Source organism: Lysinibacillus capsici (genome assembly GCF_020217405.1).
GTDB classification, from domain to species: Bacteria; Bacillota; Bacilli; order Bacillales_A; family Planococcaceae; genus Lysinibacillus; species Lysinibacillus capsici.
In genome coordinates this window covers 1,926,450-1,947,715 of record NZ_CP084108.1, presented here as the reverse complement: position 1 = coordinate 1,947,715, position 21,266 = coordinate 1,926,450, and the positions used below count along the sequence as shown (strand labels likewise).

Genomic DNA, 21,266 nt, shown 5'->3' with positions numbered 1-21,266 from the left:
GCTCTACTAAAGGAGATGAAATAGGATGACAACAAAAACAAAATGGAATGCTCATTTATATGATGAAAAGCATGATTTCGTGTCAAAATTGGGTACAAGCTTAGTCGATCTACTAGCGCCGCAAAAAAATGAACATATTTTAGATGTGGGTTGTGGTACAGGAGATTTGGCTAATGACATATCAGCACTTGGAGCTTCTGTGCTCGGAGTAGATGCGTCGGCTACAATGATTTTAGCTGCTCAGCAAAAATATCCTGCCATTAACTTTCAAACGATGGAAGCTACAGCGATGCACTTTTCTCAGCAATTTGATGCCGTTTTCTCCAATGCCGCACTTCATTGGATGAAGGAACCTGATGTAGTTATCGAAAATGTCTATGGTGCACTGAAGAACGGTGGACGCTTTGTTGCTGAAATGGGTGGACAAGGCAATATTGCATCTATCATTTGGGCTCTGCAAAAAAGTATGGAATCTTTACAATTTCCCTATATCGACCACTATTTCCCTTGGTATTTTCCAAGCGTCGAGGAATATCAATCAAAATTAGAAAAGGCAGGCTTTCAGGTCGAGAATATCACACTCTATAAACGCCCTACACCACTTCAAGGGCAGGATGGGCTTAGCAACTGGTTGGTCATGTTTAGTGAAAATCTTCTACAGCACTTAAAGGCTGATGAGAAAGAGCAGGTTTATGCGACATGTGAGGAATTATTAAAGCCAACTTGTTTCCAACAGAATGAATGGGTCATTGATTATTATCGTCTGCGCTTTATTGCTCGTAAAAAATAGATTACAAAAGGTTACTATTCTGTTGTAGTAACCTTTTTTCAATGCTAAGAGCGAGGCAGCAATATTACAATGACGCCTATTAAGCATATCCCTGCGCCAATAAAGTCTAAATGATCGGGCTTTTTGCCATCAATGCCCCACCCCCATAAAATAGACAACACGATGAATACCCCACCATAGGCTGCATAAACTCTGCCAAAGGTAGGGAAGGACTGGAATGTTGCAACAACGCCGTACAGAGCAAGTGCAATACCGCCAATAATGCCCCAATAAAAAGGTTTACCCTCTCGTAACCAAAGCCAAATTAAATAGCCCCCACCTATTTCACCAATTCCCGCAAGAATAAATAATAATATAGCGATCATACTGTATCTCTCTTTCTCATTTTCACTCTATTATACATGTCTTACATACTCCAATATGTAATGGTGTCCGTTATTCCGATTAAAATTAATAGGATACCTGCTGTCATTTGAATAGCTCTTCCCATTTTCGTACTTTTTCGTAGGATAATACGCTTGGCATCAAAGACATAGATCAACAGAAGCATGATGATAAGCGGTACAGCGGTCGCTACGCCAAAAATACTAGGTAGAAGCAACCCATAGGAAGTGCTCGCCACAAGGGGCATTAACCATACAAAAAATAGAACAAACATAGTGGGACAAAAGGCAATAGAAAAACTAGCACCCATTAAGAACGAGCCAAATTTCCCCTCTTTTACTACAGGCGGCAGCAGCGATGTTAAACGTTGTAGAAAGGTTAATTTGAATAAACCGATTAGCACCAGCCCTGTTAGCAGCATCATCGGCCCAATAGCCTGACGAAAGATTGGAAAATAACCGGTCATCTTTGTTTCAAATGATTGCCCAAAAAGCCAAGCACAAAAGCCAAGCACACTAAAAACAACCACTTTCCCCACTATAAAAAACATAATTTCTTGCCAATTACTGCTCTTTTGAAGTGTTCGATTGCCGTAAAATGTAATGGCACTCATATTTCCTGTTAACTGACATGGAGCAAAGGCACCTATCAAGCCAAGAAGAATGGCCATCATCAGGGCAGAATGCTCATAGCCCTGTACAAATTGCGTAAGCGGTTCACTAATAAACTGACTAATGGTGGACAATATACTATACATCTATACACCCTCTATCTATTATTTATACTAAAATAGTATAAAGGTACATTATGAATAAACCGTGCAGAAAACGGCTTTACCCATACACGCTATTACACGCTACTAAAAAATCATCATAATCAGCCGAGACATACTTTGTAAGCAAGTAAGTATCCGATACAATATGAGAAAATTCTTTTACTGAATAGCTATGCAGAAGATTTTGCTGACAATCTGGTTCAATTACACTCTTAGGCAGCAAGGCAATACCAAGACCATGCTTGACGAAATGCTTGATTACCTCTGTTTGATTAATATGCATTGTTTGATGGCTAGTAAATTGCTGTAGCACCTGTTGTACTTCCTGCCAATAGGGCGCATATTCATGTGTGAAAAGCGTTTCCTGCTGTAAAAGGGTGAAAGCATCATATTCCTTTTTAGCAATAGGAGCAATTAAATGCAATGGTTCTTGTGCAAGCATTACCGTGTGAAGCTCACGAGTTGAGGTTAATTTGGATAAGCCCATATCGATTACACCAGTAAATACCGCTTCCCCAATTTCATTGGATTTTAAAAGTTCTATCACTACCTGAGTAGAGGGCTTTCGATGCTGGAATGCTGTAATAATAGCTGGTAATGTTGAATTCGCTATTTGCGGAGCAACGCCAATCGTAAGCTTAGCGGTGTAGCCTTTTACGAAGGAATCCATTTGTTGTAGCCCTTCATCTAAAGCGGACAGGATTTTTTGTGCCTGCAGACGAAAATAAGCACCCTGCTGATTTAACGTCACCTGTTTGCTCTGTCGATCAAATAACGGGGTTTGCAATGCCCTTTCTAAATGCTGGATATGCTTCGTGACAGTCGATTGTGTAATAAATCGTTTTTCAGCCGTTTCTCGAAAGTTTTCAGTTTGTGCTGCCACTATAAATGTACGTAGCCACTCTGTTTCCATCGCCATCCCTCTTTCGTTTTCAACTAGTATAACGAAAAATTTATAAGTCTTGAAACCTTTTTTCATCATAAGCGTATGTATAGCTAACGATGTCAGTAGGAGGAATGAAAAATGTCTTTTTTTCATAAAGCATTAGCAAGTATTGGTATAGGTTCTGCAACAGTGGATACAAGATTGGAGAAGGATACTTATCGTGCTGGAGAGGTCATGCAGGGGGAAATTATTGTGCGAGGCGGTCAAGTTGAGCAACAGGTCGACACGATTTACCTATCCGTCAATACGACCTATATCCGTGAGTCGAATGATCACAAACATACAGAGATTGCCACACTGCAGAAGGTCAAAGTAACAGAGCCTTTCACACTGGGCGCAGGCGAGGAAAAAGTCTTCCCAATTTCATTAACATTGCCATTTGAAACACCGATTAGTGCAGGTAAAACACAGGTATGGATTCAAACGGGCCTTGATATTAAAAATGCGGTCGATCCGAGTGATAAGGATTATATTCGTGTCGAGCCAACAGCACTAGCAGGTCATATATTAGATGCAATTCGTGGATTAGGCTTCCATTTACGTGAAGCTGAATGTGAACAAGCTCCTTCACGCTTCCGAGGCTACTATCCATTTGTCCAAGAATTTGAATTTGTACCCACTGGACAATATAGAAGTCATTTAGATGAGCTTGAATTAGTTTTCCTTTCTCAATCCAACCATTCTGCAGAGATTTTCATGCAAATTGATCGCAAAGTAAAAGGCATTGGTAGCTTTTTTGCTGAAGCCTTAGATATGGATGAAAGCTATGTTCGCACAACAGTTACGATGCATGACCTACCGACACTGCAAGCAAAGCTTCAGCAAATCATTTCAAAACATGCCTAATGGACTAAAACTTCAGACGTTCACTTTTGAAGCATAAAAATTTAATTTCAACATCAATAGGGTACGAAATCATAATGATTTTCGTACCCTATTTAATAGAATGAGTTTATAGAATCACATAGCATTTGTCGTACCTTTTTTAGAACGGGCATGTATACCGAATGAAGTAATACTAAACAATTTTTCGTTATCAAGACTTAAATAAAAATAAGATAAAAAAATTAAAGGATTCTACATATTAGATATGACTATACTATAGCCCTATTAATGGAATACGAAGGTATAAATTTGAAATAAAGTAGACCTGATTATAAAAGAGAAGAATCAGAATTTCCTTTCTTTATAAAGTGAACACTTTGTTTTTCTTGTGGATTAGTAGCCTACTAGTGGGAAACGATATTCTATTAAATATTGAATACCATTATTTTCCGAAAGATTACCAAACAGGGTTTGTAAAACTTCTTCATACGTAATATTTGTAATAAATGTAATAATATAATCTTTTTACCCTTAAGTAGCTCTTCTTTAAATGATTTATAAGCCATGTTTATCTATCACCATATGTTACTATCTCCTAATCGTTTTATTTAGATAGGATGAATTCTAGACGTGTTTAATACCATTATTGAGGCACTTTCCACTTCGGAAGATTTGGTATTTAATCTTATTTTAAACATAGTGTAACAATACAAAACTCCTTTGATATTACAATTGAATTACATAAGGAGGGTGTTAGATGTTAGTTAAAAATAATGAAGATTTATATGAATTACTAGATTCTTTGTTAAGAGAGCCAACAGAATTTTGGGATACATTTTATAAAGATAAAAAAAGAAATGTCCCATTTTTTTGTGATAAACCCGATGAACATTTAGTAAAATATATTGAAAAAGAAACTATAAAGCCTCGTAACGTACTTGAAATTGGCTGTGGGAATGGACGAAACGCTATTTATCTAGCTCAAAAAGGTTTTAATGTAACCGCTGTGGATTTATCACAACAAGCTATCGATTGGGCAAAGGAGCAAGCTGATGTCCAAAATGTAAACATTCAGTTAATTCGTGAAAATATCTTTAATTTAAAGCTGCAATCACAAAAGTTTGATTACATATACGATTCTGGTTGTTTTCACCACTTATCACCTCATCGAAGAGTATCCTACATTCAATTTATCAACAAATATTTAAAGAATAATGGTTATTTTTCAATCAGTGCTTTCAAAGAAAATGGAAAGTACGGCGGATCATCGCTGTCCGATAAACAATATTATATGGATCGAAGTTTACATGGTGGTATAGGATATTCCAAAGAAAAATTACAAATACTTTTTTCAAATTTCCAAGAAATTGAGATACGTGAAATGCAGCACGATAATTTAAGTCAAAATGAATTTGGTCTCGAAGATTTTATTGTTTGTCTGTTTAGAAAAATATAATTCTAGGTAAATAAAAATGTATCTTTATATTGTCAATTTGACGCTTTAAACCTGCATTTTTTAATTGTTCCTATACTACAATAACAGGGGCTTTAGTTGAATAACACAGGTATAAAATGATTAATATTTTTAATAAATTATATACATATTAGACTAATGATTAGCCCCCCTTAAATTAGTCATTGTAAATGTTTAACCTTTTAACAAATGTAGATGAGAAAGATAGTCAAAATAAAAAGCACATCACTAAAATTTGCATTTAGTAATGTGCTTTTTCATTTAATGTGTAACATTATAAAAGAAACACTATTGAATAAGACAAAATGTACAATTACTTGTACTTCATATGACAGAGTGGTATATGGGTTTTTGTTCTAGTTTATTTCACAGCTTGCTTTACTTTTTCCAGCACTTCTTCAGCTGTTGCTAGCTGTAATGCCTCTGTTGCTAAAGACTGCATCTCTGGGACAGATAATTGCTTTAGCAAAGCCCTCGTTTTTAGAATAGACGTAGCGCTCATGGAGAACTCATCTAAGCCTAAGCCTAGCAAGAGTGGAACAGCATGCTCATCGCCAGCCATTTCTCCACACATTCCTACCCATTTCTGTTCTTGGTGGGCAGCTTTAATGACCATTTGAATTAAACGTAAAATGGCTGGATTATAGGGTTGATATAAATAGGAAACTTTTTCATTCATCCGATCTGCCGCCATTGTATATTGAATTAAATCATTTGTGCCGATGGAGAAGAAATCCACTTCTTTTGCAAAAATATCTGCCATTACGGCTGTCGAAGGAATTTCAACCATCATCCCGACCTCTATGGAAGAGCCTACTGCAATACCTCCTGCTATCAGCTTTTCCTTTTCCTCAAGCAAAATGGCTTTAGCCGCACGGAATTCTTGAATGGTCGCTATCATGGGAAACATAATTTTTAAGTTTCCGCAGACAGATGCTCGCAGTAGTGCACGCAATTGTGTGCGGAATAACTCCTGTTGGTCAAGACATAGACGAATGGCACGGTGACCAAGGAATGGATTCATTTCTTCTTGCAAAGGTAAATACGGCAGGTGCTTGTCGCCACCGATATCCAGTGTTCGAATAACAACTGGCTTGCCCTTCATACCTTCCAAGACTGTTTTATACGCTGTAAATTGTTCTTCCTCAGATGGCAAATTTTCTCGGCCCATATATAAAAACTCTGTTCGATATAAGCCAATTCCCTCTGCTCCATGACGCAATACACCATCCAAATCACTTGGCGATCCAATATTAGCCGCTAGCTCAACTTGCACGCCATCTTTAGATACGGTTTGCTCATTCACTAAAGTAGACCATTCCGCCTGCTGTACTCGATAATTTTGTGCCTTTTCCTGATAGTCTGCAATCACATCGGCACTTGGATTCACTAGGACTTGACCCGTCAAACCGTCAACAATTAAATAATCGCCATCCTGAATTGTTGTCGTAGCAATCCCTGCTCCTACGACTGCTGGGATTTCTAAGCTACGAGCCATGATGGCCGAATGGGATGTTCGCCCTCCAATATCGGTAATAAAACCGAGAACAAAGTTGCGATCTAATTGGGCTGTCTCTGAAGGAGTCAAATCATTCGCTACGATAATTACCTGTTCGTTCATATTGCTTGGATTTGGAATATGTACACCGAGTAAGTGTGCTAATATGCGATTTGTCACATCTTTAATATCTGATGCACGGGCACTCATGTATTCGTCATCCATACCTTCAAATAATGCCACAAACATAGAGGATACTTCATGCAATGCATACTCCGCATTCACCGCTTCGTCTGCAATTTTTTGATTGATGGGCCCAATTAATTCGGGATCATGAACCACTAATAAATGTGCCTCAAAAATTGCAGCTTCTTCTGCACTAAATTTTTCGAATGTTTGCTGTCGAATAATAACTAGTTCTTGTTCTGCTTTGGCAAGAGCAGCTGCTAAACGTTGCTGCTCTGCCTCGATATCATGAACAGTTGTTTTAGCGAATGTTAAATCTGGTTGGACGAAACGATATGCTTTTGCAATGGCAATGCCGTCTGAAGCGGCAATACCAGTGAGTTGTGTCATTGTGCAAGCCCCATTTCCGTGATGAGTGTCGTTAGTGCTGCTAATGCTTGCTCTTCGTCTTCCCCCTCTACAACAAGTGTAAATTGTGAACCTTGCTTTAAGGCTAATCCCATCACACCTAAGATTGATTTCAAATTAGCGGCTTTTTCTTCTGTACGTATTTCTATAGATGAAGCAAACGGTGTTGCTTTTGCCACAAGCTGGCTCGCTGGTCGTGCATGAATACCTAAAGGATCGACTACTGTAAATTGTTGTGTTTTCATAATTTATTCTCCTCTTCTTGTAAGTCTGTTAAAACCATTACATTTGGATGTTTCGATAAAGCAGTTGCTGGTACGTCTTCTGTATAATCAGATGCCACTAAACGCTCTAACACCTCACGCTTAGCTTCTCCCACTGCGAGTAACAAAATGCATTTTGCCCGCATAATCGATTGAATACCCATCGTGTATGCCTGTGTTGGCACTTCATCAATGGTTGAAAAGAAACGCGCATTAGCTTGACGTGTAGATTCTTCGAGTGTTACAAGATGTGTTAAAGAAGCAAATGACGTACCAGGCTCATTGAAGCCGATATGACCATTTTGACCGATACCAAGCAGTTGGAAATCTAAGGGATATTGTTGCAATAATCCTTCATAGCGAGCTGTTTCCACTAGAGGATCTACTGCTAATCCATCTGGTAAATACGATGCTAAAAATGGTTTTTGATTAAATAAATGTTTGTTCATATAATAGGCGTAGCTTTGCTTATGAGTTGCCTCAAGCCCAACATACTCATCCAAATTAAAGCTAATACATTGTGAAAAATCAATATCTGTTTTACAAATTTTAGCATATAGCGGTTCCATTGTTCCACCAGTAGCTAATCCGAACGTTGTGGCGCCATTATTTTTGGCTTCCGAAATAGTTGCTACTGCATATGAATATAAATCATCCATTGAGGAAAATCTTTTTACTTTCACCACATATCCTCCTTTGTACCCTAGAAATGAATACGCTGACCATACTGATCAATGAGCGCTTCGTTATTATTTTCCCCTAAATTACTGCTACCAAACACTGGTACACGAGCGCCCTGTGCATGCATAAGCTCAATGATTTGAGCGAATAAAGCATTTAATAAAGTCGCACCTAACACCGTTGATACAGGGGCATATTGCAATTGGTCAACGCTTAACACACCATCACCTAATGGCACATGCGTATTCAATACTTCATCTACTACTTGCTCTAAACGCTTTCCTGACGGATGGCGCGATGGCTGGTGCTGATATTCCAGTGATTGCAGTGAAATGGTCAAAGCGCCCGCTTCCTTTGCATAGATAGCCATATCAATGGGCGCTGGATTATTGGCAGAGGTCGAAATGATGATACAAACATCTCGGTCATCAAATTGCAGCTGATCCTTATAGGAGACTAAAAAAGCCTGTTTTTTTTCATTTTGTGAGGATTGCCGTGCACCCTGATGTAGCATTAACGATTCTATGTGTATCGGTTTGACAGGCACTAAGCCACCTGCTCTGTAGTAACATTCCTGTGCTAATAGCATGGAATGACCAGAGCCAAAGAGCTGAATAATGCCCCCCTTTGTAAGACGGTTAACAATTTGCTTGGCAATATGCATAAGCTGATTGCTTTCCTGCTGAGCCATCCTTGTTAAATATCGATTTACTTGTTGAAAATAGGTATTCATGTTCTATCACCTTTTCATTTCCTTCGTTTCATGCCGGATGTTTGTATACCTGCTGCATATTAGTGACTATTGTCCGCTTGAATTTACATCATATAAGACCTTGCCCGCCTTAATCGTTTGATGGAGCCTTAAATGGTTATCTAAAATCACCGCGTCCGCATCATAGCCTTGTACAAGCTGACCCTTATTACCTAGCTTCAATTGCTCGGCAGCATTAAAGCTGGACATTTTCACAAGCTCCTCCAGCGTACAATTCGTAATGTGATGCATATTCCGTACAGCCTGATCCATTTTTAAAATACTGCCTGCTAACGATCCATTTGACAAATGGGCGCCTGCTTCTGTCACATGAACTGTTTGACCGCCTAAATCATATGCTCCGTAGGGCATTCCCTTTGCACGCATCGCATCTGTAATTAAAATAAGCCCGTCTGCTCCCTTTAAGCGATAGGCCATTTCCACCGCGCCTTCATGCATATGGATAAAATCAACAATCAGTTCTGCCTTAATCGCATCTAGCAGCAGGACACCGCCAACTACACCTGGATCTCGATGGTGGAATGGACGCATCTGGTTGTATAAGTGTGTCCCCTGTGTGGCACCTAATTGAGCCGCTTGTTGCATTTGCTCAAAGGTAGCATCCGAGTGACCAATTGAAACAATGACACCGCTAGCAGAAATACTTTGCACAGCTGCCATGCCATTCGGTTCTTCTGGTGCTAGCGTAATTTGCTTAATTTTATGGCCACTTAGTTGCTGCCATTTTGTCCATATTTCCAAATCTAGCTCAACAATATATTCAAGAGGCTGTGCCCCTGCTCGCTGCTTCGAGACAAATGGCCCTTCAATATGAATACCTAGTACCTCTGCTTCATCTGGCTGTGGCTGGAACTGTGCCACATTTTCAATAGCTCGTTCAATGTTGTCATAGCTTTGTGTCATCGTTGTAGCTAAAAAGCTTGTCGTTCCTTCTTTTAAAAGGGATTGAGCCATCATATGAAGCCCTTTATCAGAAGCATCCATCGTATCCATTTGAGCGGATCCATGAATGTGCATATCAATAAATCCTGGCAATAAAAATTTCCCTGAACCATCAAGCTGTTCGACATCGTGGATATCAAGCTGAGGAGCAATTTGCGCAATTTTACCATCCTGCATCCATACATCTACCTGTTCATCTCGTCCATTGCCATTCACTACTGTGATATTTCGAATGAGTAAACTCAAGAAAAACATCTCCTTCTTGAACAAGGGCTGTCGAAAAGGCATCCATGTGCAATAGCTCATTGCCTCTGTATACCTTCGCTAACAGCCCCATTAGTTGTTACTTCTTCATTGTAATAATATTCGTTGAGCCTGCTCGTTGATAGCCAGTCTTTTCAAGTGTAATCGCTTGCCCCATTAAGCTTGTGAAGACAACTGGTGTGATGACAGAAGGTACTTGCCCTTCAATCTGTACAAGGTCTGCTTTTAATAACGCATCCCCACGCTTAACTTGTTGACCATCTGTAACGAACAGATCAAAACCATCACCATTTAGTTTGACCGTATCTAAGCCAACATGAATTAATACTTCAATGCCCGTATCAGATTTTAAGCCGATTGCATGCTTTGTTGGGAACACCATCACTACTTGACCATCGAATGGTGCATAGACTGTTCCATCTGTTGGCCGAATCCCGAAACCTGGGCCCATCAAGCCTGCTGAAAATGCCTCATCAGGCACTTCTGTTAAAGGTAATAAATCGCCCGTCATTGGCATTTCGAAATCATGGAATGTCATCGTGTCTGTCTCCACTGTTTCTTCTAGGACAGGCTGTGCTGTTGGAAGTCCTGCATTGGTTGGTGCTGGATTGCCTTTTTTCAAACGTTCTTTTATGGCTTCAGCTAAAAACTCAACAGATGTCCCAATGATTACTTGGACATTGGTTTTACTGATACGCATAACACCTCTTGCACCTGTTTGCTTCAATGTTTTTTCATCGACGCTAGCAGAATCCTGTACTAATAATCGTAGGCGAGTTGTACAATAATCCACTTGCTTAATATTGTCTTTTCCACCTAATGCTTCAATTGTATAATATGCACGTAAATCGACATCATCAGCAATAGCATTTACTTCGCCATCCTCATCCTCATCGTCTTCACGTCCAGGTGTTTTTAAGTCTAATTTTTTGATTAAGAAATAGAATACTACAAAGTAAATCGCCCCAAAGCCTAAACCTAAAGGTAATAAGAGCCATGGTTTATCTGCCAGACCAAGGTTGAGTAAGTAGTCAATTAAGCCTGCGGAGAAGCCAAAGCCGTCACGGAATCCAACAAGATAGGCCACAGCCAACGAAATACCTGTTAATACAGCATGGATACCATAAAGAACTGGAGATAAGAACATAAAGGAAAATTCAATAGGCTCTGTAACACCCGTTAAAAAGGCTGTTAAAGCGATGGAAACGAACATCCCTCCAACGATTGGACGCTTTTCCTTTTTCGCTGCAAAATACATTGCTAGACAGGCTGCTGGTAAGCCAAACATCATGATTGGGAAGAAACCAGCTTGGAAATGTCCAGCTGATGTGTCTCCTGCTAGGAAGCGGTTGATATCCCCTTTCACGATTTCGCCTGCTGCATTTGTAAATTCACCGAAATCAAACCAAATAATTGTATTGATTACATGGTGGAGACCCACTGGAATTAATAGACGGTTGAAGAAGCCATACATCCCTACGCCAAGTGATCCTGCACCAATCATCCAATTGCCGACAGCATCAATGCCACCCTGAATTGGTCCCCAAACGATCGCTAAAATACTACCTAAAATTGCCATGGTAATGGACGTAATAATTGGTACAAAACGCCGTCCACCGAAGAATGATAACCATTCTGGAAATTTCACATTATAATATTTGTTATATAATAAGCCTGCCGTAATACCGGCAATAATACCACCAAACACACCCATATTTAATTCTTCGTTAACAGTCCCTAAAACGGCGACTAACACAAGATGCGCAATCGCACCTGCTAGAGCTGCGCCGCCACTACTATCATGTGCAAACCCCATCGCAATACCGATCGCAAAAATAATTGGTAAATTCCCTAGTATGGCATTACCAGAAGCGGCCATAATACTAGCAATGTACTGGATGGCTTCATTCGGTACGGCCCCAAGCATATCCGCTGAACCTAAACGCAATAGTAATGCTGCTGCTGGTAAAGTTGCGATTGGAAACATGAGCGACTTACCGATTTTTTGTAAGAAAGCAAACATTCATTATCCCCCTTTGGTATAGTTGTCTAGACCACTTTAGTAAAAAAAAAGCGTTTTCACTAAGTTGCTATTATTATAGGCGCAATTCAAAAAAAAATAAATACTTTTTTAATATTTCGTGATGTTAAACAAAAAAACCGCACCCTAATCCGAAATTAGGGCACAGTTCTTCTCTAGCTTATGCCGTGACATCACGTTTCATAAAGGTTGAATAACTAATGACAAGGAAAACTACTGCATAAATAGCAAGTACTGTTAAAGAGAAGGGCAACGTCACATCGGCAATCATGGAGCCACCACCATGCTCATACTGTGTTAAATCAGAATGTGTGAGCCAAATATATTTGACGATGTCGTAGCGGCTTAAGAACATAACTATCATGCCGCCTGTAAAAGAAAGGAACATCGTTAAACCGATTGCTAATGAGCTTGAACGGAATACTGAGCCAATCAAAAAGGCAAATAATGTAGACATCACAAAATCGCCACCAGATAATAGGTAATGATAAGCTAAATCGCTCCATACAGCCTTTTCAACGACCTGTCCATTGACCATTTCTAATTCCACACCTGTTCCCATGCCGAACAAGACTAAGCCGATAAGGGCACTTACCACAACATTGACCACATACAATAACAAACCAAAAAGGAATGTTGTCAGTAATTTAGACGTTAACACTTTGGCACGGGACATTGGACGCGTTAACAGCATTTTAATCGTCCCTGTTGAAAATTCGCTCGATACAATACTAGCTGCGGTAATGACTGTAAATAAAGTGACAAGCGTTAGCATACCGCTTGTAAAGGACATAAAGCTTGCAAGACTACTATCTTTTTGACTTGGTGCATCATTCGCTAAACGATATTCAGAAATAGCCATCTGCTCTTGAAAGTAAGCTTTATCTTCCTCCGTTAAATCTTCACCTGCTAGCGTCTCTTTATAGGATTGAATGGCCTCCTGCTCTATGTCTTTCCAGGAGCCTTCCGTCGGGGATTTTACTTCATAATATTTGGTGATTCCAGCAGGAACAAGAATGACAAGAATCAGCATGGCCACCATTGCCCATGTTCCTTTTTTATGCCATAATTTCATCCACTCATTTTGAATTAGCTTCAGCAATTTGTCCGCCTCCAGTCATTTCTAAGAATTGATCCTCTAATGTTTTTTGATGTGGCTGTACGGCAAATAATTGAATACCTGCTTGGACTAGTTGTGTAGTCATAGCCGGGACATCCTCTTTCTTCATTTCCACCACATAGCCTTGATTCTCTGCTACAAAGTTAAAGTTACGCTGTTCCAGATAAGCAGACACCTGCTCTTTTGGCTCTGCCTCCACATAATAAAACGATGAGCTTTCATTGTGAATATCGCGCAGATCAATCAGCTGCCCATTTTGAATTACGGCCACTCGATCACACATCAATTCAATTTCTGATAGTAAGTGACTTGAGACAAAGACGGATACGCCCTCTTCTGAAGCAATCTTACGCAGGTACATACGAAACTCACGAATACCAGCAGGGTCTAAGCCATTCGTCGGCTCATCTAAAATTAAAAATTTCGGTCTGTGCAATAACGCCTGGGCTAATCCTAGTCGCTGTCTCATACCAAGTGAATACGTAGAGACCTTTTCATGTATACGATTTTCGAGCCCAACTTGTTGAATGACCTCCTGAATTCGTTCCTTCGTTACATTTTTATGCATACGTGCAAAATGTAGTAAATTTTTATAGCCTGACATAAATTTATACATTTCTGGATTTTCAACAATCACACCCACTTTACTAATGGCTTCCTCATAATGCTCCTTCAGTGAAAGCCCGTCGATGATGACATTGCCCTCTGTTGGATGCATAAGCCCTGTCATCATTCGGATCGTTGTCGTTTTCCCCGCTCCATTCGGTCCTAAAAACCCTGTAATTTGACCTGGATATAAATCAATGTTTAACTGTTGAATTAATTGCTTTCCTCGAATAGTTTTCGATAAATTTTGCAATTGTACAATTGGTTCTGTCATATTTTTCACCCTTTCTAATCTATTTCGCCTGAGCATTATGCAGTCTGGCACGACAACATTGCTTTATTGACGATTCATTCTTCACCTTTAGCTGTCAATATTTTTTACTGAAGGCCGATAAAATCCTTTCATCCACTCAACTGCATCCTTATTAGCCACATCGCGTAATGTTTCCACGTTCTCATAGGCCATGATTGATCCTGCCTGCAATAAAATAATTTGATCTAAAATAGGCTCTACCTCATATAATTCATGTGTGGATAGCAAGATCGTTTGATTTTCGATGTCCGTAAATTGAATTAAGCCTTTAATCAGCTGCTCTCTCACAATAGGGTCTAGCCCAGCAAATGGTTCATCCATGATATAATAAGGAACCTCTCGCCCAAGGGTTGCAGCCATTTTCATACGACCACGATTCCCCTTTGATAATTGGCGTAGCTTTGTGCGTGTATCTACTTGTAAAAATTGTGCGACGATACAGGCCTTATCATAGGAAAAATCTTCAAACTGCGAAGCATAATGCTGGAAAAGCTGTTCACCCGTGTAGTACTCAAAAAATAAATCTGTATCTGGTAAATAAGCAATTTTGTCAGCACTTCTACGTGTGAGTGGCTCACCCTCTAATGTGATTTCACCAGCAGTGGGTCGCAGTAAACCAGCTAAAACTTTCATAAGCGTAGATTTACCACTACCATTTTCCCCAACTAGTCCAATGATTTGTCCAATTGGAAAGGAAAAGGATAGATCCTGTAAAACTGGCTTTTTCTTATATTGAAAAGATACATTTAATAGCTGTAACATCCCTTCACCTCACGCTTTATTTTTCAAAACCACCAGCATCTCTTCCTTTGAAAAGCCTAATGCCTCAATTGATGTTAAAAAATTTTCAGCCAGCTGATTTTTCATCTCTTCCCGCAATAACTCAATGCGCTCCTCATTGCTCGTAATAAATGTACCCTGTCCTCGTTTGGTTTCCGTTATATTCATTGCCTCTAACTCCTTGTATACACGTTGCACCGTATTGACATTGACACCTGTTTCTACTGCATATTCTCGAACGGAGGGAAGTCGATCACCTAGCTGCAACTTCCCCTTCAAAATGTCTCCACAAATTCGATCGACAAGCTGGCTATAAATGGGTTTGTCACGCGAAAAATCCATCGTCATCGTAAAACCACCCTTTCAAGCCACTTCGATGCTGCTAAAAATAGCAGTAGTAGTAATAACGTAATGGCTACTTCCTCAACGACATAAATCGAGCCAAGCATCCATTCCATCGTCATTTCTTTCCCTGTTGGTAGATATTGTTCGATGCTTTGAAGCGAAATCTCTCCATGGAGGAAGATCGTTCGATACAGCTGACTCTCCGTTACCCGCACCCAACTAGCTGTGGTTACATAAAACGCAATCATTGTCAGCACAATCGAAAAACGTCCTATTATGCGCTTTAATTGCAAATAAAAAGCTAAAAAGAATAAAAGAACGATAAATAGCATTAATTGTAAAATTGTCAATATAATAACAACTATTACCAAAACCAATAAAATTTGTCCAGCGCTGGCAATCAACTCATCCTTAATATTGAAAATGGCTATACTCGTAAAAAGGATCGTGAAGAGGACATAACCTACTAGTGAGCAAACCAATTTTGCGCCGATAAGCTTTGTGATGGAGCTTGTTGAATGGAGCCAGCTCTCCTTTGCTTTAATGTCCAATCGCATCGATGCCAAAAATTGCAAAACAGAATAAAATCCGCCTAGAAAAAGGACGAGCATCGTAAATACAAACTCTAGCTGATTTTCCTGTGCAAAAAGATCAACAAACCGATGTAACACATAGGGAACGATCCAAGATAGCATAAGTCCCATAAATATCCCTACTAGAAACCATGAGCGATAAAGTACCCACTCTTTTTTTAAAAGTCCCGTAAAGCTTTTCAATCACAACACCTCGTGTCATAGTGTACTAGTCACATATTACACTATGACTTTTTTGTTGGCAAGTGGCAAATACAAGAAAAGGGAAATTTAGTTTGCTCAACAATTATGCTTATTCTCAAAGAAGGTATTCACCTATTAAATACAGAATATATGGATAGCACGTTAACACTAAGCGTAAGGTGGTACTTGAATGGATAAAAGAGTTGTCTTTGATTTTGAAATTGAATTTACCAATGGTGGTGGCATACAAGGGCAGGATTTTCGCCTTGATATTGATGGAGATGACATATCGGACGAAGAGCTAGCTAAGTATATTGTGGAAGATATGAGGTTGCTTATGGTTGGTAAGGTAACGATCCTAAATAAGAAAATTATGAATGAAAAACATAAACGAAATCCTCTTGATGAAGGAGAAAGGACATGAAGCTCGTTGGAAGCGATACTATTTGATTTAGATGATACCTTACTTAATCGAGATCATGCTGTCGATAACCTGTTTTATATTATTTTGGAAAAATACTATGGTGCTATTCAGGATACGCTGAAAATGGACATGCTGCAAAAATTTAAGGAGTACGATAAAAGAGACTATGGGTTTGCGGATAAAACCAATGTATTATCATCGTTTTTTGATGCGTTTCCATCAACCTTTCAATTGCCTCGCCATAACATGCAAGAATTTTGGGATCAGCAGTTTCCTTATTGCTTTTCTATCGATCAACATACGTTGAAGGTTCTCCAATTGATAAAGAAGCAAGTACAAGTTGGCATCATCACAAACGGCTCTACACAGCGACAAAGGGCTAAAATCACACATACAGGTTTAGCTAGCTATTTTGATGTTATCCTTATTTCTGAGGAAGTAGGATTAACTAAGCCTGACAAACGCATATTTGAATTAGCTCTACATCAGCTCCAAGTTCAGCCAAATGAAGCTTTATTCGTTGGGGATGACTTAGCAAAAGATATCGCTGGTTGTCAGCAAGCAAGGATGAAAGGCATATGGTTCAATCCTCATCGCCTCATGAATCCTACTGACATTACACCGGATGCCGTGATTCATTCATTTGATCAATTAATAAAAGGAAGAGCCCTGTTAAACTAGGACTCTTCCTTTGACTGTTACACCATTTTCCCTACTACTTTTACCTTTAATCTTGTTGCATTTTCTGGATGATAAGCGAGAGGTGTTTCTTCTACTTCCACTAGCTCAATCGTATCCTCAAGAGCACCTGCTAATACGGCTTGTTTCACAGCCTTGTTTTGTGCATCTTTTAATGATTCCTCACGCGATTCTTTGGAATAAATATAAATCTGCTCATATTGACCACTAATTTGTGCAATCGAGGCACCGATGGCATTCGCTACACCACCGTACTCAGATTTTACAATTGTGGAAACGCCTCGAATCTTGTCTGGCACAATGATTCCACCACCTCCTACTAAGACTAGTGACACATCCTCTGTGGAAGTTTTCATCTTATCAATCGCCTGCTCCAGTAATGAAGAAATTTCTTCTTGAACAGATTTGGCAAATGCTTCATCAATATGTGCAACTAACGTGCAATCGCCTACCTCTGCTAAGCCTAAACGGACAGCGATATCTGTTGTCGTTAAGGTCGAGCCACCGAAAACAAGGGCCTCCTCACTGATTTTATAGCCTACACTATCCGGCCCAACTGTAATTTTGTCACCATTCACTCGAACAATACTCCCCCCGCCAAGTCCGACTGAAATAATATCTGGCATCCTAAAGTTTGTCCGAATGTCTCCCACTTCAACTGCGACCGAGGATTCTCGCGGGAAACCATCCTGTAATACACCGATATCTGAAGTGGTACCCCCAACATCCAATACCATTGTGTTTTGAATTTGGGATAAATACGATGCTCCACGGATACTATTGGTTGGTCCACAGGCAATTGTTAAAATTGGAAATTGCTTGGCGTAATCGATAGACATTAATGTACCGTCATTCTGGCATAGATAAACCTCTACATCAAAAATGCCTTCTGCTTGTAACGCCTGTATAAAGCCCTGTGTTGTTGTCTCAATCACCTTACATAATGCAGCATTCAGAATCGTAGCATTTTCACGTTCAATTAACCCGACGGAACCTATTAATGAGGAGCAGGAAATTGGGAATTCCTCGCCATAGACTTCTTGAATCCATTCACGAACCTGCAATTCTTGATCATTTTTAATAGAGGAAAAGACACCAACAATTGCAATGGATTCCACTTGACCACGCCATTCCTCTAGTAGTTTTGTAATTTCCTGTTGATCGAGCGCACTTAATAATTGGCCGTCATATTCATAACCACCACGGGCAATGGCATAATGACCAGATAATTCATCAACCATATCCGCTGGCCAAGCTGTATAAGGGAGTACGGAAGCCGTCGCTGGATAACCTAGTCGAATGACGCCCACCTTTGCAAGCTTTTTACGTTCCACAATGGCATTGGTACATTGTGTTGTCCCTAACATCGCATGGGTAATTTTTGCTTTATCGATATTTGCACCCTCTAGTAATTGTTGTAAAGACTTTTCAATTCCCGTTTTAATATCTAAGCTTGTTGGTGATTTCACACTGTAAATAAGCTGACTATTATGGTCTAAAAGGATGGCATCTGTGTTTGTTCCACCTACATCAATTCCAATTTTATACATGCTCTGCTACCTCCTTTTTCACCAATTCCTCAATTGGCGTATACTCATATTCATAGCCAAAGTATTTGGGCCCAGCTGTTTCAATACCCTTTGCTGTACGCCATTTTTCATGTGCTGGTAAGCCAATCACACGCACACGTTTACCATATTTTAAGCTCTCTGTTGTAACAGGCAATAAGGTTTCATAATCTACTAAACAAATTAAGTCTGGTGTCATGGCTATAACTTGCTCGTTTTTCTCAGCTAATAAGTTTTCATTTTGGAAATGAACCTTCATTTGATCATTTTTATAAGATTCAATACCTTCAAGATTCATTTTACCTAGGTTAAAGCCACCTTTCGTTTCACGAATAACATCCACTATTTTTCCTTGGAAAAGCTCATATCCTTCCACAAGCTTTAAAAGGCTTTGTAGCTTATCATTCACCTCTTGATCTTTCGAGGCAATAATTTCACCGATTTTTTCAGAAAGTGTCACTATATGATGAACACCGCTTTGTTTAATTTGTGCACCCGTTGTTGGGTAGAGGCTCACTAATGAACTAGCGCCCATTTCTACTGTTGCTGTTCGGGCAATACGCTCGGTCCATTTATTATCAATCGTTTCAAAAATACCTATATTCCCTTTTTCATCGGTGATGGCCATTGGCGTTGCTGAAATCCCATCTAAGTGGAATGTCACCATTTGTAATTCTGGAAATGCACGCCCCATGCCATCACAATCAATCAATGGTAAGCCAAGCTGTGCAGCTACTACAATAGGAATCATCGAATTGACCCCACCTGCTTCCATTGGATAGGTGCCTGCAATTTTTTCTTTACCCAAATATTGCGTGAGCTTTTGGAAAACCTTAACAAACTCATCGCCACGTGGGAATTTTTCTACTAAAACCGATGGCGCCCCCATCATTGCGGCTGGAATGAAAAATTCATCATCTGCAATTTCATCCACTGAATACAACTTTACAGGGCCATTTTTTTCGATGGCAGAAAGCGCCATTAATTTTCCAATATAGGGATCTCCTCCTCCACCTGTTCCTAGAAATGCTGCCCCAATGGCAATATGTTCAATAGCTACTTGATCTAAATATCTCATCTATGTTCCTCCAATATGACCGTTTTTCGTACAGATACACGATACCCAACATAATAAATCACGAATGAAATAATGATGCCAATCATCGGTTGGTTTGGTAGTGCTGGCAATGCAGGGAATAAGGAGAATACCACTGGCATACAGGCAATGACAGCTCCTACTAGCCAAGAAAATACACCTAATCGATTAACCCCTTCCACTTCATGCCAGCTATCTGCTTTGCCTTTAAGAATGACCCAGTAGGAAGCAATCATCACCCCTGCAACAGGCGGAATCATCGCCGATAAAATTGACATGATGGGTGTAAAATAATTTAAAATCCCTACAACGGCTAGGATTGTGCCAATTGTACCCGCCACACCTATGGCTAATCGTTCTTTGTTTTTCGCAACATCAAATACATTAATTAAGGCAATTCCACCTGAAATTGCATTGACCAAGTTGGTTTTCCATGTTGCTAAAATCAGACCCACTCCACCAATAAAGGGTGTTGCGATATGCAGAAAGACTGCTGTAATATCACTTGTTTGATAGGCAATCGTTAAGACAGCTCCCACAGCTATCATTAGCACTCCTGCGGGAATAATCCCTAATGTAGCGGCTTTGAAAACGTCTGAACGTTTTTTGGAAAATTGCGAATAATCGCCCGCTATAACAGCCCCTAATGCAAAGGACCCAATCGTTACAGCTAAACCATCCATAAAGCTCATATTGCCCTGTGGCTGATAATCCCGAACAAGCTGTAGTTGCTCACCAGTTAATATTTGACCTAAACCATACAGGCAAATGATGACGAGCAATGGTACGGCGATATAGCTTAAAATACGCAACACCTTCATCCCATAAAGTGCGGATACGACCATGACCATACCACTAATGAAGGAAGCGACTGGAATGGGTATAATCAAATGATAGATTGCTAATAAGTTTGCTAAGGCTACGCCACACACATTGGCCTGAATGCCAAACCACCCTAAGCAAGCAATAGCTAAGATAATGGATAATATTGTACGAGAGCCCTTTTTACCAAACACCTGTCCTGCTATATGGACAGTGGGCTTTCCTAAATCACTGCTTTGCATGCCTTGCAAGATCATGATGATCACGACAATAGCATAGCCTACAAAAGCAACAGCCAGTGCCTTTGATAAACTCATATTGGTAATCAGTGCGTTACCTACTAATAAACTGGGAATACAAATCATGGCACCCGCCCAAATAATGCCTAAGCTATACCAAGATTGACCTTTATTTTCATTTTGCATGTGACTCCCTCCCTATTTGGTGATGGATTAATGTTTTTAATTA

At 39.7% G+C, this 21,266-nt stretch carries 22 protein-coding genes; 5 read left to right on the top strand and 17 right to left on the bottom strand.

Annotated elements, in window-relative coordinates:
* The first annotated feature begins 25 nt into the window (after nt 1–25).
* Nucleotides 26–790, top strand: coding sequence for a class I SAM-dependent methyltransferase (locus LCP48_RS09265; RefSeq protein WP_225340887.1), 765 nt, complete (start codon nt 26–28; stop codon nt 788–790).
* A 44-nt stretch (nt 791–834) separates the two neighbouring features.
* Here LCP48_RS09265 and LCP48_RS09260 read toward each other — a convergent pair whose 3' ends face one another.
* The 3 genes from LCP48_RS09260 to LCP48_RS09250 all read right to left on the bottom strand — a co-directional run bounded on the left by LCP48_RS09260 (nt 835) and on the right by LCP48_RS09250 (nt 2,862).
* The gene (locus LCP48_RS09260) at nt 835–1,155 is read right to left on the bottom strand and encodes a YnfA family protein (protein ID WP_004229297.1); all 321 of its coding nucleotides are present in this window, start codon (nt 1,153–1,155) and stop codon (nt 835–837) included.
* Nucleotides 1,156–1,196: 41 nt separating this feature from the next.
* Nucleotides 1,197–1,931, bottom strand: a complete 735-nt coding sequence (locus tag LCP48_RS09255) for an urease accessory protein UreH domain-containing protein (RefSeq protein ID WP_225340886.1) — start codon at nt 1,929–1,931, stop codon at nt 1,197–1,199.
* Between the two features lie 76 nt (nt 1,932–2,007).
* Nucleotides 2,008–2,862 carry a LysR family transcriptional regulator gene (locus tag LCP48_RS09250; protein WP_054550901.1) on the bottom strand — a complete coding sequence of 285 codons (855 nt, stop codon included), beginning with the start codon at nt 2,860–2,862 and terminating at the stop codon, nt 2,008–2,010.
* Between the two features lie 111 nt (nt 2,863–2,973).
* Between LCP48_RS09250 and LCP48_RS09245 the strand changes: the two genes are divergently transcribed.
* Both LCP48_RS09245 and LCP48_RS09240 read left to right on the top strand, forming a co-directional pair.
* Nucleotides 2,974–3,741 (top strand): sporulation protein, encoded by a 768-nt coding sequence (locus LCP48_RS09245; protein WP_004229300.1) that lies wholly within the window; start codon nt 2,974–2,976, stop codon nt 3,739–3,741.
* Between the two features lie 736 nt (nt 3,742–4,477).
* Nucleotides 4,478–5,176: a class I SAM-dependent methyltransferase gene (locus tag LCP48_RS09240; RefSeq protein WP_004229301.1), complete on the top strand. Its 699-nt coding sequence runs from the start codon at nt 4,478–4,480 to the stop codon at nt 5,174–5,176.
* Between the two features lie 379 nt (nt 5,177–5,555).
* On the opposite strand, the gene ptsP is transcribed toward LCP48_RS09240, so the two are convergent.
* The 11 genes from ptsP to LCP48_RS09185 all read right to left on the bottom strand — a co-directional run bounded on the left by ptsP (nt 5,556) and on the right by LCP48_RS09185 (nt 16,189).
* Complete coding sequence (ptsP, locus tag LCP48_RS09235) at nt 5,556–7,268, bottom strand: phosphoenolpyruvate--protein phosphotransferase (protein ID WP_004229303.1); 1,713 nt, start codon at nt 7,266–7,268, stop codon at nt 5,556–5,558.
* Nucleotides 7,265–7,531, bottom strand: coding sequence for an HPr family phosphocarrier protein (locus tag LCP48_RS09230; RefSeq protein WP_004229305.1), 267 nt, complete (start codon nt 7,529–7,531; stop codon nt 7,265–7,267). The genes ptsP and LCP48_RS09230 overlap by 4 nt, the downstream gene beginning before the upstream one ends.
* Complete coding sequence (locus LCP48_RS09225; protein ID WP_004229307.1) at nt 7,528–8,232, bottom strand: glucosamine-6-phosphate deaminase; 705 nt, start codon at nt 8,230–8,232, stop codon at nt 7,528–7,530. The genes LCP48_RS09230 and LCP48_RS09225 overlap by 4 nt, the downstream gene beginning before the upstream one ends.
* A 20-nt stretch (nt 8,233–8,252) precedes the next feature.
* Complete coding sequence (locus LCP48_RS09220) at nt 8,253–8,963, bottom strand: sugar isomerase domain-containing protein (protein ID WP_004229309.1); 711 nt, start codon at nt 8,961–8,963, stop codon at nt 8,253–8,255.
* A 66-nt stretch (nt 8,964–9,029) separates the two neighbouring features.
* Nucleotides 9,030–10,190 (bottom strand): N-acetylglucosamine-6-phosphate deacetylase, encoded by a 1,161-nt coding sequence (nagA, locus tag LCP48_RS09215; protein ID WP_009370934.1) that lies wholly within the window; start codon nt 10,188–10,190, stop codon nt 9,030–9,032.
* A 97-nt stretch (nt 10,191–10,287) separates the two neighbouring features.
* Nucleotides 10,288–12,231, bottom strand: coding sequence for an N-acetylglucosamine-specific PTS transporter subunit IIBC (gene nagE, locus LCP48_RS09210; protein WP_225340884.1), 1,944 nt, complete (start codon nt 12,229–12,231; stop codon nt 10,288–10,290).
* 178 nt (nt 12,232–12,409) lie between these two features.
* Entirely contained in the window at nt 12,410–13,351 is a 942-nt protein-coding gene (locus LCP48_RS09205; protein WP_004229314.1) for an ABC transporter permease, read from the bottom strand.
* Nucleotides 13,329–14,249, bottom strand: coding sequence for an ABC transporter ATP-binding protein (locus tag LCP48_RS09200; RefSeq protein WP_225340883.1), 921 nt, complete (start codon nt 14,247–14,249; stop codon nt 13,329–13,331). Before LCP48_RS09200 ends, LCP48_RS09205 begins: the two co-directional genes overlap by 23 nt.
* A gap of 87 nt (nt 14,250–14,336) precedes the next feature.
* The gene (locus tag LCP48_RS09195; RefSeq protein ID WP_004229317.1) at nt 14,337–15,050 is read right to left on the bottom strand and encodes an ATP-binding cassette domain-containing protein; all 714 of its coding nucleotides are present in this window, start codon (nt 15,048–15,050) and stop codon (nt 14,337–14,339) included.
* A gap of 9 nt (nt 15,051–15,059) precedes the next feature.
* Nucleotides 15,060–15,416 carry a GntR family transcriptional regulator gene (locus tag LCP48_RS09190; RefSeq protein WP_004229320.1) on the bottom strand — a complete coding sequence of 119 codons (357 nt, stop codon included), beginning with the start codon at nt 15,414–15,416 and terminating at the stop codon, nt 15,060–15,062.
* A complete protein-coding gene (locus LCP48_RS09185; RefSeq protein WP_004229321.1) occupies nt 15,413–16,189 on the bottom strand; it encodes a hypothetical protein in 777 nt (258 codons plus the stop codon). The genes LCP48_RS09190 and LCP48_RS09185 overlap by 4 nt, the downstream gene beginning before the upstream one ends.
* 190 nt (nt 16,190–16,379) lie before the next feature.
* Here LCP48_RS09185 and LCP48_RS09180 point away from each other — a divergent pair, with 190 nt between their 5' ends.
* Nucleotides 16,380–16,613, top strand: coding sequence for a hypothetical protein (locus LCP48_RS09180; protein ID WP_004229323.1), 234 nt, complete (start codon nt 16,380–16,382; stop codon nt 16,611–16,613).
* Nucleotides 16,614–16,619: 6 nt separating this feature from the next.
* Nucleotides 16,620–17,294 (top strand): HAD family hydrolase, encoded by a 675-nt coding sequence (locus tag LCP48_RS09175; protein WP_009370926.1) that lies wholly within the window; start codon nt 16,620–16,622, stop codon nt 17,292–17,294.
* A gap of 17 nt (nt 17,295–17,311) precedes the next feature.
* Here LCP48_RS09175 and LCP48_RS09170 read toward each other — a convergent pair whose 3' ends face one another.
* From LCP48_RS09170 to LCP48_RS09160, 3 genes are read right to left on the bottom strand one after another with little or no spacing between them, the layout of a single operon-like run.
* Nucleotides 17,312–18,862 carry a hydantoinase/oxoprolinase family protein gene (locus tag LCP48_RS09170; protein ID WP_225340882.1) on the bottom strand — a complete coding sequence of 517 codons (1,551 nt, stop codon included), beginning with the start codon at nt 18,860–18,862 and terminating at the stop codon, nt 17,312–17,314.
* Nucleotides 18,855–19,958 carry an S-methyl thiohydantoin desulfurase family protein gene (locus LCP48_RS09165; RefSeq protein WP_004229326.1) on the bottom strand — a complete coding sequence of 368 codons (1,104 nt, stop codon included), beginning with the start codon at nt 19,956–19,958 and terminating at the stop codon, nt 18,855–18,857. Before LCP48_RS09165 ends, LCP48_RS09170 begins: the two co-directional genes overlap by 8 nt.
* Nucleotides 19,955–21,223, bottom strand: a complete 1,269-nt coding sequence (locus LCP48_RS09160; RefSeq protein WP_004229328.1) for a cytosine permease — start codon at nt 21,221–21,223, stop codon at nt 19,955–19,957. The genes LCP48_RS09165 and LCP48_RS09160 overlap by 4 nt, the downstream gene beginning before the upstream one ends.
* Nucleotides 21,224–21,266: the final 43 nt, after the last annotated feature.